This window comes from Pseudomonas sp. EA_15y_Pfl1_P101 (genome assembly GCF_963970835.1).
In the GTDB taxonomy this organism is placed as follows: Bacteria; Pseudomonadota; Gammaproteobacteria; order Pseudomonadales; family Pseudomonadaceae; genus Aquipseudomonas; species Aquipseudomonas tritici.
This window is the reverse complement of sequence record NZ_CAXAPA010000003.1, coordinates 262,369-276,325: the sequence shown is the minus strand read 5'-3', so window position 1 is coordinate 276,325 and position 13,957 is coordinate 262,369. Positions and strand designations below refer to the sequence as shown.

The window sequence follows — 13,957 nt, the reverse complement described above, 5'->3', positions numbered from 1 at the left end:
CGCTCTCACGCAAATTTTCGGGCCGCTGATTAACAAAACGCTCGCAGATTTTACGTAGCAACGAGACTTCAATACGGCGCATGCGTTTTCACACAGTCTGGCCCCTAAGCCGACGCTCATCTAAAATTCCCTATCGGTTTTGCTCCAAATGTGGTGCTCATAAGGCCAACTCCCTCGACCATTCCCTCAACACCGAAGACATCAAAACCCGCAACTGGGCCCGAGCACGATGTATGCGGTTAACCCGGATTCGACACCGAAAGCTTGCTGGTTCACGCCTGTGGATCCTTGGCGTCGCCAATGTAATGGCCTGCGACTTGGCGGAGACGTTTCAGTGGCCGAGTCGTAATGCGTTGTTGGGAATTGCACAGATCATCATGCTCGGTGAGCTGGCGCTGGATCGGTTGGACCGCCTGCGTAATCCCGACACCGGGCGGCGAGGGCGTGGGTGCCCTTGCCACTGGGCTCATGAGATATCGATCTGGTACCTGAACCCCTCGGCCGCCGCGCGGGAAATTCGGTATTCGAGCGGGGAGCTGTCATAGCCGAGGGCGGTGCGCTCGATGGTGACGACCGGGGCGCCTTCTTTGATCGAAAGGATTTTGGCGATGCCCCGGTCGGCTTGCTGCACGGTGAGGGTCTCGGTCGCCGAGCCGATACATTGGCCGCACTGGGTTTCATAAAACGGGTAGAGCAGTTTGCCGAAGCTTTCGGAATTAATGTCCAGCAATACGCCGAATCGTGTGACGGGGAGCCAGATATCCTCGTGAAACAGTGTGCGGCTTTCAACCATCCGCAGCCGCTCCAGGTGCACGACGTCTTCGTCGTCCGCCAACTTCAGTGCTGTTGCCACCGGCTGTGAGGGTTTTTGCCGGTCCTTTGCCAGGATGCTGCTGGTCGGTATTTCTCGCCCACCCGCGGCATTCACTTGCCTGAAGAATCGCGCCAGTGAGGCATCGAAGTTGGGGCGGCGCACGTAGGTGCCACGGCCCCGCCTGCCTTCACCGGTGTGGACACGCACGCCCACGTCTTCCGCCAGGATCTGCCGATGGTTGCCAACCGTCGCTACAGCCCGGGTTACAACGCTTTGGTGGAGCAATACCTGGATCACCTGGATCGCCACGGTTTTTCACACGGCGTGTTGATTCAGCCGAGCTTTCTGGGCACCGACAATCACTTCATGCTCGACGCGTTGCGCCGTTATCCGCAGCGCTTGCGTGGGGTGGCGGTGGTGGATGTCGCCGTCAGCGAAACCCAGTTGGACGAATTGGCAGAAGCCGGTGTGGTCGGCATCCGTTTGAATCTCATTGGTAAGGCGCTGGCGGATTACAGCGGCCCAGCCTGGACCGCTCTATTCCAGCAATTAGCGCTGCGGGGATGGCAAGTGGAAATTCAGCGCGGCATCGATGACCTGGCGCTGATCGTATCGGCCATCAGAGCCTGCGGTGTGACCGTGGTCATCGATCATTTCGGCCTGCCGACGGGGGGCATCAATGCAGGGAACCCCAACCATCAGGCGTTTCTAGAGTTGCTGAAGGATGACGGGGTGTGGCTCAAGCTGTCCGCCGCGTACCGCAGTCAATCCGATCTGGCCCAGGCGTCGCATGCGCTGGCTCTGGTGCGCGACGCGAGTGGCGGTCTCCAGCGACTCGTCTGGGGCAGCGATTGGCCCAACACTCAGTTTGAACAGCAGACGGACTATGCCCGGCAAGTCGCTTTCCTCGAGGGCTTGCTGCCGGACGCGGCCGAGCGGGCGCATGTGCTCAAGGACAACCCAGCGAAGCTGTTTGGCTTCGACATTTCCCGCTAAACCAGTGTCAATAACAACAATAGGACTTCCATCATGATGAGCCTGCTCGTCGTCGCGGCAATCGTTGTCGCCGTCGCCCTCGGTTACAAAACCAAGATCAACATAGGCCTGTTTGCCATCGCTTTTGCTTACCTGATCGGCTGTTACGGTATGGGGTTGAGCCCGTCCGAAGTCATCAGCCTGTGGCCGCTGAAGATTTTCTTCATCATCTTCTCGGTTTGTCTGTTCTATAGTTTTGCCACCGTCAATGGCACGCTTGAAAAGCTGGCGGAGCATCTGATTTATCGATGCCGGTCGATGCCTCAACTGTTGCCGTTCGCGGTCTTCTTCACGGCAACCGCCATCTCGGCGATGGGGGCAGGCTACTACACAGTGCTGGCGTTCATGGCGCCCATCACGTTGCTGCTGTGTGAGCGCACCGGGATGAGCCTGATCACGGGCGGCATGGCGGTCAACTATGGCGCCTTGAGCGGAGCCAACTTCGTCTCCAGCCAGAGTGGTATCATTTTTCGTGGCTTGATGGTCAATGCCGGCATCCCGGAAAACGAGGCTTTCATCAACGCCGCAGCGATTTTCGCCAGTACCTTGGTGATACCGCTGGCGGTGATTTCGGTATTGGTGTTTCTCACCGGCCATGGCAAGGCGATGAAGGCGTCCGCTTATGCGGTCGCCGTGCCGACGCCGCTGAACCGCGAGCAGACAATCACCCTGTGGCTGACGTTGGCCATGATGGTGATCGTGCTGGCGGCGCCCATCGCGCAAATTGTCTTCCCGGACAACTCCACGGTGAGCTTCATCAATTCGAAGATGGACATCGGTTTGATCGCCAGCCTGTTCTCGGTGATCGCGCTCTTGCTGAAACTGGGCGACGAACGCAAGGCCATGGCGTCCGTGCCCTGGGGCACGCTGATCATGATCTGCGGTGTGGGCATGCTGATTTCGGTCGCGATCAAGGCCGGGACCATCGGCTTGCTGGCATCGTGGATGGGCAATAGCATTGCGCCGATCATGGTACCGATTGTCTTCGGTGTGGTGGCGGCGTTCATGTCACTGTTCTCCAGCACACTGGGGGTGGTGACGCCGGCGCTGTTCCCATTGGTGCCACCGCTTGCCACGGCACTGGAGCTCGATCCGATGATCCTGTTCGTGGCCATCGTCGTGGGCGCTCAAGCCACCTCCATCTCGCCGTTCTCCTCTGGTGGCAGCTTGATATTAGGCTCATGTACCACGGAGCATAGCCGCAGCTCATTGTTCCAGCAGCTCCTGTTTCGCGCAGCGCCTCTTGGCTTTGTCGCGGCACTGGTGTTCAACGCTGTCCTGACGTTCGTTTAAGCACGGCTCTTCACGGCTCGGCGCCTTTGCCGAGCCGTTGCGTTTGGCACGTCGATCAACCAATAGGGAAAAATGACCCTCATTGATGAGCCGGGAAGGGTGCAGGCCATCCGATATCGGTCAAATCGAATGGGATTGCTTGCCGTCACCCATCCCGTTAAGGCTTTGATCGCGCTATCTGCGTTAACGTAGCGAGGAAAAATACTGTGTAGGCGGTTTACCCAAGGCTTTCTTGAACATGGTGATGAAGGCATTAACAGAGTCATATCCCAGAATGCCCGCCACACGCTGCACGGAGACACCCTCCGCCAAATGACTCAGTGCGATCATCAAATGCAACTGTTGGCGCCAGCGTCCGAAGCTCAGCCCAGTCGTGCTTTCCACCAGTCTGGCCAGTGATCGTTCGCTGGTTGCAAGCCGAGTGGCCCACTCGCGCAAAGTGGTTCGGTCGCCGGGGTCTGCAAAAAGCGTATCTGCGATTTTTTTGATCTTAGGGTGGTCTGATATCGGCAAGTGCAGCTCTTTCAGCGGGGCATCGCAAAGCTGCTCAAGCAGTACTGCAACCAGTCGCGCTGTCTTGCCCTCGGACAGATAAGAAGGTTCCTGTTCAGCGAGATGCAGGATCAACTCCCGGACAAGGGGCGTGATTGCAACCGTACAGCACGCTTCAGGCATAGCTGCTGCACCGGGCTCAACAAACAGAAAGCAGGTACGAGCGTTTTCGGTCACTCGGCAACTGTGAGGAGTACCGCCCGGGATCCATACCGCGTGCTGGGGAGGGACAAGCCAGAGTGCATTTTGTACCTCACAACTCACTGCACCTTGCAAAGACAGGATCAGTTGCCCCTTACGATGATCATGCGGGCTGACACTCGAATGATTGAGTTCGGGCGCAACCTTGAGGGCGATCGCTGCCTCAGCGAAAAGATCTGAATCGAAATCTTCCGGGGAGGAAACGCCATTTTTTGAACTTGGCATAATTTAGGTATCAGGTGTCTTGATATCTATATTAGATAATTTTGGGACTCTCTACAGTTGTTCTCTTTTCCGAGGACAGATAGAGAATATGTCAGACACAAAAAACAAGTGGCGGGCTATTGCGCTCGTGGCAGGCATTCTACTTATTGCCGTAAACCTGCGCGTTCCCTTTACCAGCATCGCGCCCGTTTTGCCGCTGATCCAGAATGATTTTGGCTTGAGCGCCTCAGCTCTAGGCCTGCTTACTTCACTGCCATTACTTGCCTTTGCAGCCTTCTCCCCGCTCAGCGCATCGGTCGCCCGCAGGTTCGGCATCGAGCGCACGCTTTTCGGTGCACTGGTGGTCATTTCATCGGGCATCCTGCTCCGCTCCGCAGGCAGCGTATGCGCGTTGTACGCCGGTACGATACTGATAGGCGCAGGGATCGCCCTGGGCAACGTGCTGCTGCCCGGCCTGATCAAACGCGACTTCTCGACAAAAATGGCTTCCATGACCGGCGCATACTCCATCACGATGGGCGCAGCGGGCGCTGTCGGTTCAGCCGTAATAGTTCCGCTGACCCAATCATGGGGGTGGCCGATTGCCCTGAGTTTGTTGGTCGCAGCCCCGTTGTTGGCGCTGGTGGTGTGGCTGCCGCAGTTGAAAAAACACGAGCACGTAAAGCTGTCCGGTCCGAAACAAGCGCCAACCGTGGCCGTCTGGCGTTCGCCGCTGGCATGGCAGGTCACACTGTTCATGGGGCTGAACGCGATGCCTTTTTATGTTGCCGTCGGCTGGCTGCCGACCATTCTGATGGATCATGGCATATCCCCTGAGCAAGCAGGCACGGTACACGGCACGCTTCAACTGACCACGGCAATACCCGGCTTGATTCTAGCGGCCACGCTTCGCCGTCTCAAAGACCAGAAACTGGCAGCCGCTACCGTCAGCCTGTTAACCGCCTCATCCCTGATCGGGCTCATTTACGCGCCAGACTACGCCATGTTGTGGGCCGCGGTCCTGGGCTTCGGCTCTGGTGCCAGCATGATGCTCGGCCTGACCTTCATCGGCTTGCGCACAAAAAATGCCGGTGACACGGCGGCACTGTCAGGCATGGCGCAGTGCGTCGGCTACCTGATGGCAGCCGCAGGCCCCTTGCTGCTGGGCCAACTGCACGACTGGACCGGGGGCTGGACAGCACCGCTGCTGATCACAGCCGCAATCTCCGTAGCCGGCGCATTCACCGGCATGCTGGCCGGGCGCAATGTTCAACTTGAACCTGCTGACTCATCGTCGCGAACAAGCCCAGCAATCCAGTCAGCGAATGCGCTCACAGCTGGCGATAGAAAGCGCTGATGCGGGTATAGCAGGTGCACAGGAACCGATGCGGGCTGCCAGTCAGCAAGCACTTCAACCAGCCGCCCTTCTCGCAGATGCTCGCTGACCACGTTCTCAGCGAGCTGCACTAGCCCGAAGCCTTCAAGGCACATTTTGATATAGAGCCCAGTCTCGTTGACAGCCGCTTTGCCGTTCACAGGGACTGAGATCTTGTCGGTGCCATGGGCGAAGCGCATTTCGCTTGCTTGCCGTGCGCGGCCCGAGAAGTAATGGATGGCCCGGTGGTGAGACAAGTCTTGCGGAGTTTGCGGAGTACCGTTTTCTTCGAGATAGGCGACAGACGCACAGGTCACCCAGCGAAACCGGCCGAGTGGGCGCGCAACGAGCGTTGAGTCATCGAGCTCGCCTGTACGAATAACGCAATCGACACCCTCTTGAACCAGATCAACCTGCCGATCGTTCACGCCTATCATCAGGTAGATATCCGGGTAGCGCCTGTAAAAGTCTTGCAGGTTTGGCATGACGATGAAGTGTGCAATGCCACCCGGCATATCGACACGCAAACGCCCCTGTGGCCGCTTTACGGAATCCGTCAGGCTGGTCTCTGTGTGTTCGATCAGCTCCAATATTTCCCGGCATTGCGCCAGATATTGAGCGCCCTCAGGCGTCAGGCTGACTCGCCGTGTGGTTCTGTTCAGCAAGCGCACTTGCAGGTACTTCTCAAGATTTTTAACGCTGCTGGTGACCGTCGAGGCTGGCAAAGAGAGCGTCTGTGCCGCCTGGATAAAGCTTCCTGCCTCAGCCACGCGGACGAAAACCTGCATCGCTTGAATACGGTCCATGACTGTTAGCAGCCTCAAAGCAGTGATCGGGAAAGGCCTTATTATTCGTGGAAATTGAATAATTAAAACAGTTTTACCATCTTTTTCCCGCAGTATCGCCTTGCGTACATTGCTTCCAACGAAATGTGAAGAGGTGTACAGAAAATGGCCGAATATAACCGCAGCATCGTGCTGGCCCCGGCCGCTCCCGCCGCCTGCACCCTTATCCGCGGCGCCACTGTGCTGAGCATGGACGGCGATATCGGTAATCTGGCGCGCGGCGATATCTTTATCGAGGGCAGCACCATCACGGCCATCGGTGAAAACATCGAGGCCGGCGACGCCGTTGTTCTCGAGGCATCCGGCATGATTGCCATGCCCGGCATGGTCGATACGCATCGTCACTCCTGGGAGGGCCAACTGCGTCGAATCAATCCGAATGCCCAAACCCTGGAAGACTACTGCAACGCAACGCACTTCTCGTTCGCCAAATACTATCGCCCGGCTGACATGTATATCGGCAATCTGCTGACTGCATTGGGCTGCATCGATGCGGGCATCACGACCATGGTCGATAACTCGCACAACAGCCGCACCGGCGCGCACTCCGACGCCGCGGTCGAGGCGCTGCTCGATGCTGGTATCCGGTCTGTACACGCCTCCGGTGCGCCGGTTTCTGGTGAATGGGACAAAGCCCATTGGCCCGGCAACCTAGAGCGCCTGCAGGAAAAATACGTCAGGAACGGTGACAACCCGCTGCTCTCGCTGGCGGTGATGGCGCAGCTGGAACCTGAACTGTGGGCTGAAGCCCGGCGTCTGGGGCTGCCGATCATCACTGAGTTTTTTGGTGGGGACATGGCAGCTGAGTTGGAGGGTTTGCATCGCGAGGGCCTGCTGCGCACCGATAACATCTTCAACCACTGCACCTCGCTGCCGGACGCCGGCTGGAAAATCCTTCGCGAGGCTGGCGTGCGGGTCAACGTATGCCCGCGTTCAGATGCCCACTACGGCATCGAAGATGGAATGTTCGCCATGCAGTCGGCCCAGCGTCACGGCATCAGTCCGGGGCTGAGTGTCGATAACGAAACCTCCTACAGCGGTGACATGTTCATGGAGATGCGGGTGGCGTTCTATCTGCAGCGCGTCATGGGCATGCATCAGCAGCGCTGCTGCGGCGCAGCACATCATCCGGTGACCCTGCCTGCTCATGGCCTGCTCAAAGCCGCCACTCTCGACGGCGCTACCTGTGCCGGATTGCAGGACAAAGTCGGCAGCCTGGCCCCCGGCAAACAGGCCGACCTGATCCTTATCAACGCGCAGGACATCAACCTTTACCCGTCAGGCAACGCATTCGGCACCGTGGTACACGCGGCCGAACGCAGCAATGTCGACACGGTCATGATTGGCGGGCGCATCGTCAAGCGCGGCGGCAAGGTGCTGGGCGTGGACAGCGAAAGGCTGCGTGCAGCAATCGACGAATCCCGTGAGCATCTGTTTGCTGCCGCAGGCTACCAGCCGGATATTTTTGCCGAGACATTTATGCCGCTTGAGTCAGCCAAGTAAGGAGACGCGAGATGAACGCAGCCTACTACCTGCTGGCCATCGCCGCAGGGCTTGGCATAACCCTGCAGACCACGCTGAATGGTCAACTCGCTAAAGGTGTGGGTGGAGATTCCGTAGCGGCGGCGCTGTTCTCATTTACTGCCGGAGCGGTATGCCTGGGCGTCTTTTCATTGATGCGTGGCGGGATAGTGGCCTCACTGGCGGCTATACCTGCCCAGCCCTGGTGGAGCCTGCTGGGCGGTCTGCTGGGTGCCGGTGCCTTGCTTAGTTATGTGGTGCTTGCGCCAAAAATCGGCCTGTCAGCCCTGCTGGGCCTCGCTATCGCAGGTCAGATTATCTCTTCACTGGTTATCGATCATTTCGGATTGATGGGGGCATCGGAAAGGCCGGTGTCTCTCGTCAAGTTGGCCGGGTCGATGGTGATGCTCGCAGGCTTGGCCATCGCCCTGTTCGGTGACAGGTGGTCAGCGCTTTTCTCCAACTGACTGCCTTGTTTACCCCATCCTGTTTCGTAGGACGCAACCATGTTTAAAACCCTAACCGACACCGCCAGTCTTCTTGGCGAATGCCCTGTCTGGTGCGAAAGAACGGAGGGGCTTTCACAGAGCCAGCTTGCGCACCGTCATGGCATGAGCCGCTCCACCATTTCGCGGGGCGAGAACAACACGATCTCCGAAGTTCGCGGCGGTAGGAGAGAAGATGACTGCTGCATGGACGGCAGGGCTGGCAAAAAGTATCGCAGTGCAATGATCTTCCCGGGTGATGCTTACCTGCGCGCAATATCCGAAAAGTAAAACTTGTCCAACGTATGCCGCGACTCGGTGTACTCGAACTGCCGCCCGTCCTGCAAAAACGTCTGGTTGCTCACCACGATCACATGGCTCTGCCCTTCGAGGTCAAGGTGTGCCTGGTCGTCCTTGCCGCGTGGCAGGGCTTCGATAGTGCGTTGGGCGTAGGCGATCTGCAGTTGCAAGGTCTGTTCAATGAACGCGTAGATCGACTGTTCGGCGATGTCGCGGTCCAAACCCGGGATCACATCAGCGACGAAGTGGTTGATGTCCAGGATCACGCGTTTACCGCCGATGCGCCTTACCCGCTTGATGCGGGTGATCAGCGTACCGGGCTCTGCTTCGATGTGCTGCAGCAGTGAACCCTCCAGTGGGCATTGGGTGAACTCGACCACTTCAGTGTGTACGTCGTCGCCCAGGTCGGCGTGGGTTTCGTGGAAGCTGACGATGCCGCCGAGTTGGAACTCGATCGGGTTGGGCGACAACACGAACGTGCCTTTGCCATGGATTTTTTGCGCGAACCCACGCTCCTGCAACTGCTCGATGGCGCGACGCACGGTGCCTCGGCTGGCCTGGTAGCTGTCCATCAGTTCGGTTTCGGAGGGAAGGCGCGTGCCGCGCTGCAGGCGTTCGGTGGTGATGCTGGCAAGCAGATCCGTGTAGATCTGGTTGTATTTGCTCATGGGGATGGCTCTTTGCCGGGGTTGCGGTCAAGGCAGGAACCTTAGTGGCAGAGAGGGGGTTTGTCCATTAGGCCCTTGGATTTATGCGGCTTGCAGCGATGCGGCGGCCTACAGGAAATAAACAAAATCAGACTCGTACAGACGAGCTGTTGCTTTAACTCGTACAGACGAGTACTTTTGCCCTCGGCGTGCTGCCAATGACTGCCCCTCAAATAAAAAAATCAAAGTGGAAAACAAGCATGAGCCACGACTATTCGAACATTGCCCGCGAGATCCTCGAAAACCTCGGGGGCCGCGACAACCTTGAGCAAGCTGCCCACTGCGTGACCCGCCTGCGCCTGGCGCTCAAGGACCCGAGCCTGGTCAATGGCAGCGCGCTGAGCCAGGTCGATCTGGTCAAGGGTTCGTTCTTCACCGGCGGCCTGTTCCAAGTGGTGATCGGTCCCGGCGAAGTGGAAAGGGTCTACGCCGCCCTGCGCGAACAGACCGGTCTCGCCGCCGCCACCATCGCCGATGTGAAGAAGAAGGGCGCCGACAAGACCAACGCAATGCAGCGCCTGGTGCGGGTGTTTTCCGATGTGTTCATGCCGATCCTGCCCGCGCTGATCATCGCCGGCCTGTTGATGGGCGTGAACAACCTGATGGGCGCCAAGGGCATGTTCATCGAGGGCAAGACGCTGCTCGAGGCCTATCCAAACCTGGATGGGCTGTGGAGCCTGATCAACCTGATGGCCAACACCTCGTTCGTGTTCCTGCCGGCGCTGGTCGGCTGGTCGGCGGCCAAGCGCTTCGGCGGCAGTGAAATCCTTGGCATCGTGCTGGGCCTGATGCTGGTGCACCCGGACCTGCTCAACGCTTGGAACTACGGCAAAGCCGTGGCCGGGCTCGACGGCCAGAGCCTGCCGTACTTCGATATTTTTGGCTGGTTCCAGATCGAAAAAGTCGGCTACCAGGGGCAGATCCTGCCGATCCTGATGGCGGCGTATGTGATGAGCGTGATCGAGAAATGGTTGCGGGCGCGGGTGCCCAATGCGATTCAACTGCTCGTCGTGCCGATTACCACCATCGTCGTTACCGGTGTGCTGGCCCTGGCGATTATCGGCCCGGTGACCCGTCACCTCGGCATCCTGATCACCGAAGGCGTGGTCACCCTGTTTGACCTGGCGCCGATGGTCGGCGGGGCGATTTTCGGCCTGCTGTATGCGCCGCTGGTGATCACCGGCATGCACCACATGTTCCTTGCCGTGGACCTGCAACTGATCTCCACCCAGGGCGGCACCTTTATCTGGCCGATGATCGTCATGTCCAACCTGGCCCAGGGCAGCGCCGCGCTCGCGGTGTTCTACATGAGCCGCAATGCGCGGGACAAAAGCATGGCTTCGACTTCGGCAATTTCGGCGTATTTCGGCATCACTGAACCGGCGATGTTCGGGGTGAATTTGCGCTTCAAGTTTCCGTTTTATGCGGCCCTTGTTGGCTCGGCGCTGGGCAGCATTTTCCTCGCGCTGAACAAGGTGCAGGCTTCGGCCATTGGGGTGGGGGGCTTGCCTGGATTTATCTCGATCGTGCCGCAATCCATCGCGGTGTTTGTGATCGGCATGGTCATCGCGATGGTGGTGCCGTTTGTTTTGACCTGTGCGTTGAGCATGAAGATTGTTCGGCCCGGATACAGGGTCGCCTGATCTGGCGCCTTCGCCAGCACACAACTCTACTGAAGGAACCCACCATGCAAAACTGGCAACACTCGGTGATCTACCAGATCTACCCCAAAAGCTTCCACAGCCACGCGGGTAACGCCACCGGTGACCTGCTGGGCATCGTGGACAAACTCGATTACCTGAAATGGCTGGGCGTGGACTGCCTGTGGATCACCCCGTTCTTGCGCTCGCCGCAACGGGACAACGGCTATGACATCAGCGACTACTACGCCATCGACCCGAGCTACGGGACCATGGCCGACTGCGACCTGCTGATCAGCGAAGCGGCCAAACGTGGCATTAAGCTGATGCTGGATATCGTGGTCAACCACACCTCCATCGAGCACGAGTGGTTCCAGCAGGCGCGCAGCAGCCTCGATAACCCGTACCGCGACTTCTACATCTGGCGCGACCAGCCGAACAACTGGGAATCCAAGTTCGGCGGCTCGGCCTGGGAATACGAGGCGCAAACCGGCCAGTACTTCCTGCACCTGTTCGACCACACCCAGGCCGACCTCAATTGGGACAACCCCCAGGTGCGCGCCGAAGTGTTCAAGCTGATGCGCTTCTGGCGCGACAAGGGCGTGGGCGGTTTCCGCCTGGACGTGATCAACCTGATCTCCAAGCCCGCCGACTTTCCCGAAGACAACAGCGACGGCCGCCGCTTTTACACCGACGGCCCGAATGTGCACGAATACCTGCAGGAAATGCACCGCGAAGTCTTCGAAGGGCATGACCTGATCAATGTCGGCGAGATGTCATCCACCAGCCTCGAACACTGCATTCGCTACTCGCGGCCGGAGTCGAAAGAGCTGTCGATGACCTTTAACTTTCATCACCTGAAAGTGGACTACCCGAACCTGCAGAAGTGGGTGAAAGCTGACTTCGATTTCCTGCAACTCAAGCAGATCCTCTCCGACTGGCAAATGGGCATGCAAGCCGGTGGCGGCTGGAACGCGCTGTTCTGGTGTAACCACGACCAGCCACGGGTGGTCTCGCGTTTTGGCGATGACGGCGAGCACCGCGTGGTCTCGGCCAAGATGCTCGCCACCGCGCTGCACTTCCTCCAGGGCACGCCGTTCGTGTACCAGGGCGAAGAGCTGGGCATGACCAATCCGGGCTTCGACAGGATCGAGCAGTACCGTGATGTGGAGACGCTGAATATCTTCCGCCTCAAGCGCGATGCCGGCGAGTCCGAGACGTCGAGCATGGCGGCGATCATGCAGAAGTCGCGGGACAACGGTCGCACGCCGATGCAGTGGAATGCGGCGGAAAATGCGGGTTTCAGCGCCGGCGAGCCCTGGATCGGTATTCCGGAAAATGCTTCAACGATCAATGTCGAAAGCCAGCTGGATGACCCGGATTCAGTGCTGCATCACTACCGTGTGCTGATTGCCTTGCGCCGGCATGAGCCTCTGATCCAAGAAGGTGTGTACCGTCAACTGCTGCAAGACCACTTACAGGTCTGGGCGTACCTGCGCGAAGGCCATGGCGAGCGCCTGTTGGTGCTGAACAACTTCTACGGCACGCCCTGCGACATCCAACTGCCGGACACCGTGATCAACCCTGCAAGTGAACAACGCCTGCTGATCAGCAACTACCCCGACTGCCCGCAACGTACCGCCACGGTGGCGCTGCGTCCTTACGAATCGTTTGTGCTGCACCTCAAGGACTGAGACTCGTTGTAACCCCGTGTGGGAGCACGGGGCGCTTTGAAAAAACATAATAAAAATATCGGAGTGCTTTATGAAAACAACAATAAAGCTGGGCCTCGTTGCGTCTTGTTTAAGCCTGCCTATTGGCGCTCAAGCCTTGGAATTTGCCGGTTACGTGCGCAGTGGCGCGGGGACTTCAACGGGCAGCGGCCCACAGCAATGTTTCCAACTGCCGGGGGCGCAAACCAAATACCGCCTGGGTAACGAATGCGAGCAGTACGGCGAACTGGAGTTGCGCCAGGACCTGGTTACCCTCGACGACGGCTCGGTGCTCAGCGTCGATGCCATGGCGTCGCTCTACAACAAGTACGACCGTGAACTGAAGTTCCAGGGCGAGAACAACGGCACCGCGCGCATGCCGCAGATGTATGCGCAGTGGTCCAACCTGCCCAGCCTCAATGGCGGCTCGCTGTGGGCCGGTCGGCGTTACTACAAGCGTAACGACATCCATATCTCCGACTTCTACTACTGGAACCAGAGCGCCACGGGCGGGGGGATCGAGGACGTACTGATCGGCGACCTCAAGTACAGCTACGCGATTTCCCGCAAGGACAACCTGTACCAGAAGGAATACGCCACCCGTCACGACTTCAACGTCGCGGGCTTCAAGACTAACCCTGGCGGCGAGCTGGAGCTGGGCTTGAGCTACATCGAAAAAACGGGCGGGCGTGACACCAACAGCGGCTGGGCGATCACCGCGCAGCACGTGCAAAAACCTTTCCTGGGCGGCAAGAACAAGTTTGCCTTGCAGTATGGCGAAGGCCCAGGCACTGGCCTGGGTTACACCGGCAATACCTTCCTGGATAACAGCAGCAAAAGTTACCGCGCCGTGGAGTTTTTCGACTGGCAGGTGACTCCGCGTTTCGGTGGGCAGATCGAGGCGGTGTACCAGAAGGACATTCGTCCCGGCAGCCAGGATCAGACCTGGATGTCCCTCGGTGTGCGCCCGGCGTACGCCATCAGCGAGCAGTTCAAGCTGGTCACCGAGCTTGGGCATGATCAGGTCGACGCCAGCGGCGGCACGCGCAAGCTGAGCAAATTTACCTTCGCCCCAACCTGGTCGCCCAAAGGCCCGGATTTCTGGGCGCGGCCGCAAGTGCGCTTGTACTACACCTATGCAACGTGGAACGAAGCGGCCAAGCGCGCGGCGAATGAATTGGCGGCGGGGTCGGCGTTGTCAGACACCGGCTCCTACGGCACGGCGCGGCATGGGGCGAACGTTGGTGTGCAAGTTGAATATTGGTGGAAATAA

13 protein-coding genes and 1 pseudogene are annotated in these 13,957 nt (G+C 58.7%); 10 read left to right on the top strand and 4 right to left on the bottom strand.

Going from position 1 to position 13,957, the window contains the following annotated elements; genetic code table 11:
• Nucleotides 1–220: 220 nt before the first annotated feature.
• A pseudogene (locus tag AACY36_RS28190) lies at nt 221–425 on the top strand (DUF6124 family protein); the annotation flags it as partial.
• Nucleotides 426–466: 41 nt separating this feature from the next.
• On the opposite strand, the gene AACY36_RS05990 reads toward AACY36_RS28190, so the two are convergent.
• A complete protein-coding gene (locus AACY36_RS05990; RefSeq protein ID WP_339420584.1) occupies nt 467–1,027 on the bottom strand; it encodes a GntR family transcriptional regulator in 561 nt (186 codons plus the stop codon).
• Nucleotides 1,028–1,048: 21 nt separating this feature from the next.
• On the opposite strand from AACY36_RS05990, the gene AACY36_RS05985 reads away from it, so the two are divergent.
• Complete coding sequence (locus tag AACY36_RS05985; protein WP_339420585.1) at nt 1,049–1,810, top strand: amidohydrolase family protein; 762 nt, start codon at nt 1,049–1,051, stop codon at nt 1,808–1,810.
• Between the two features lie 33 nt (nt 1,811–1,843).
• Entirely contained in the window at nt 1,844–3,142 is a 1,299-nt protein-coding gene (locus AACY36_RS05980; protein ID WP_339420586.1) for an SLC13 family permease, read from the top strand.
• Between the two features lie 183 nt (nt 3,143–3,325).
• Here the strand turns inward: AACY36_RS05980 and AACY36_RS05975 are convergent, their stop codons facing one another.
• Nucleotides 3,326–4,120, bottom strand: a complete 795-nt coding sequence (locus tag AACY36_RS05975) for an AraC family transcriptional regulator (RefSeq protein WP_339420587.1) — start codon at nt 4,118–4,120, stop codon at nt 3,326–3,328.
• An 88-nt stretch (nt 4,121–4,208) separates the two neighbouring features.
• Between AACY36_RS05975 and AACY36_RS05970 the strand changes: the two genes are divergently transcribed.
• Nucleotides 4,209–5,456, top strand: coding sequence for an MFS transporter (locus tag AACY36_RS05970; protein WP_339420588.1), 1,248 nt, complete (start codon nt 4,209–4,211; stop codon nt 5,454–5,456).
• Here the strand turns inward: AACY36_RS05970 and AACY36_RS05965 are convergent.
• Complete coding sequence (locus AACY36_RS05965; RefSeq protein WP_339420589.1) at nt 5,369–6,280, bottom strand: LysR family transcriptional regulator; 912 nt, start codon at nt 6,278–6,280, stop codon at nt 5,369–5,371. The genes AACY36_RS05970 and AACY36_RS05965 overlap by 88 nt on opposite strands.
• 144 nt (nt 6,281–6,424) lie before the next feature.
• Between AACY36_RS05965 and AACY36_RS05960 the strand changes: the two genes are divergently transcribed.
• Genes AACY36_RS05960 through AACY36_RS05950 form a run of 3 tightly spaced genes read left to right on the top strand, consistent with a single transcriptional unit; the run spans nt 6,425 to nt 8,616 of the window.
• A complete protein-coding gene (locus AACY36_RS05960; RefSeq protein WP_339420590.1) occupies nt 6,425–7,822 on the top strand; it encodes an amidohydrolase family protein in 1,398 nt (465 codons plus the stop codon).
• Between the two features lie 11 nt (nt 7,823–7,833).
• A complete protein-coding gene (locus tag AACY36_RS05955) occupies nt 7,834–8,307 on the top strand; it encodes a DMT family transporter (RefSeq protein ID WP_236369883.1) in 474 nt (157 codons plus the stop codon).
• Nucleotides 8,308–8,346: 39 nt separating this feature from the next.
• Complete coding sequence (locus AACY36_RS05950) at nt 8,347–8,616, top strand: helix-turn-helix transcriptional regulator (protein WP_339420591.1); 270 nt, start codon at nt 8,347–8,349, stop codon at nt 8,614–8,616.
• Here the strand turns inward: AACY36_RS05950 and treR are convergent.
• Nucleotides 8,589–9,293 carry a trehalose operon repressor gene (gene treR / locus AACY36_RS05945; protein WP_339420592.1) on the bottom strand — a complete coding sequence of 235 codons (705 nt, stop codon included), beginning with the start codon at nt 9,291–9,293 and terminating at the stop codon, nt 8,589–8,591. The genes AACY36_RS05950 and treR overlap by 28 nt on opposite strands.
• 239 nt (nt 9,294–9,532) lie before the next feature.
• Between treR and treP the strand changes: the two genes are divergently transcribed.
• From treP to AACY36_RS05930, 3 genes are all read left to right on the top strand, one after another.
• The gene (gene treP / locus AACY36_RS05940) at nt 9,533–10,975 is read left to right on the top strand and encodes a PTS system trehalose-specific EIIBC component (protein ID WP_339420593.1); all 1,443 of its coding nucleotides are present in this window, start codon (nt 9,533–9,535) and stop codon (nt 10,973–10,975) included.
• 44 nt (nt 10,976–11,019) lie between these two features.
• Complete coding sequence (gene treC, locus AACY36_RS05935) at nt 11,020–12,666, top strand: alpha,alpha-phosphotrehalase (protein WP_339427486.1); 1,647 nt, start codon at nt 11,020–11,022, stop codon at nt 12,664–12,666.
• A 70-nt stretch (nt 12,667–12,736) separates the two neighbouring features.
• On the top strand, nt 12,737–13,957 hold the full coding sequence (locus AACY36_RS05930; RefSeq protein WP_339420595.1) for a maltoporin: 1,221 nt from the start codon (nt 12,737–12,739) through the stop codon (nt 13,955–13,957).

Bases quoted from the DNA above. Each gene is read 5' to 3' on its own strand.
- AACY36_RS05965 (WP_339420589.1), bottom strand. From the start codon at position 6,280: ATGGACCGTATTCAAGCGATGCAGGTTTTCGTCCGCGTGGCTGAGGCA.
- AACY36_RS05970 (WP_339420588.1), top strand. From the start codon at position 4,209: ATGTCAGACACAAAAAACAAGTGGCGGGCTATTGCGCTCGTGGCAGGC.
- AACY36_RS05930 (WP_339420595.1), top strand. From the start codon at position 12,737: ATGAAAACAACAATAAAGCTGGGCCTCGTTGCGTCTTGTTTAAGCCTG.
- AACY36_RS05975 (WP_339420587.1), bottom strand. From the start codon at position 4,120: ATGCCAAGTTCAAAAAATGGCGTTTCCTCCCCGGAAGATTTCGATTCA.
- AACY36_RS05950 (WP_339420591.1), top strand. From the start codon at position 8,347: ATGTTTAAAACCCTAACCGACACCGCCAGTCTTCTTGGCGAATGCCCT.
- AACY36_RS05960 (WP_339420590.1), top strand. From the start codon at position 6,425: ATGGCCGAATATAACCGCAGCATCGTGCTGGCCCCGGCCGCTCCCGCC.
- AACY36_RS05985 (WP_339420585.1), top strand. From the start codon at position 1,049: ATGGTTGCCAACCGTCGCTACAGCCCGGGTTACAACGCTTTGGTGGAG.
- AACY36_RS05955 (WP_236369883.1), top strand. From the start codon at position 7,834: ATGAACGCAGCCTACTACCTGCTGGCCATCGCCGCAGGGCTTGGCATA.
- treR (WP_339420592.1), bottom strand. From the start codon at position 9,293: ATGAGCAAATACAACCAGATCTACACGGATCTGCTTGCCAGCATCACC.
- treC (WP_339427486.1), top strand. From the start codon at position 11,020: ATGCAAAACTGGCAACACTCGGTGATCTACCAGATCTACCCCAAAAGC.
- AACY36_RS05980 (WP_339420586.1), top strand. From the start codon at position 1,844: ATGATGAGCCTGCTCGTCGTCGCGGCAATCGTTGTCGCCGTCGCCCTC.
- treP (WP_339420593.1), top strand. From the start codon at position 9,533: ATGAGCCACGACTATTCGAACATTGCCCGCGAGATCCTCGAAAACCTC.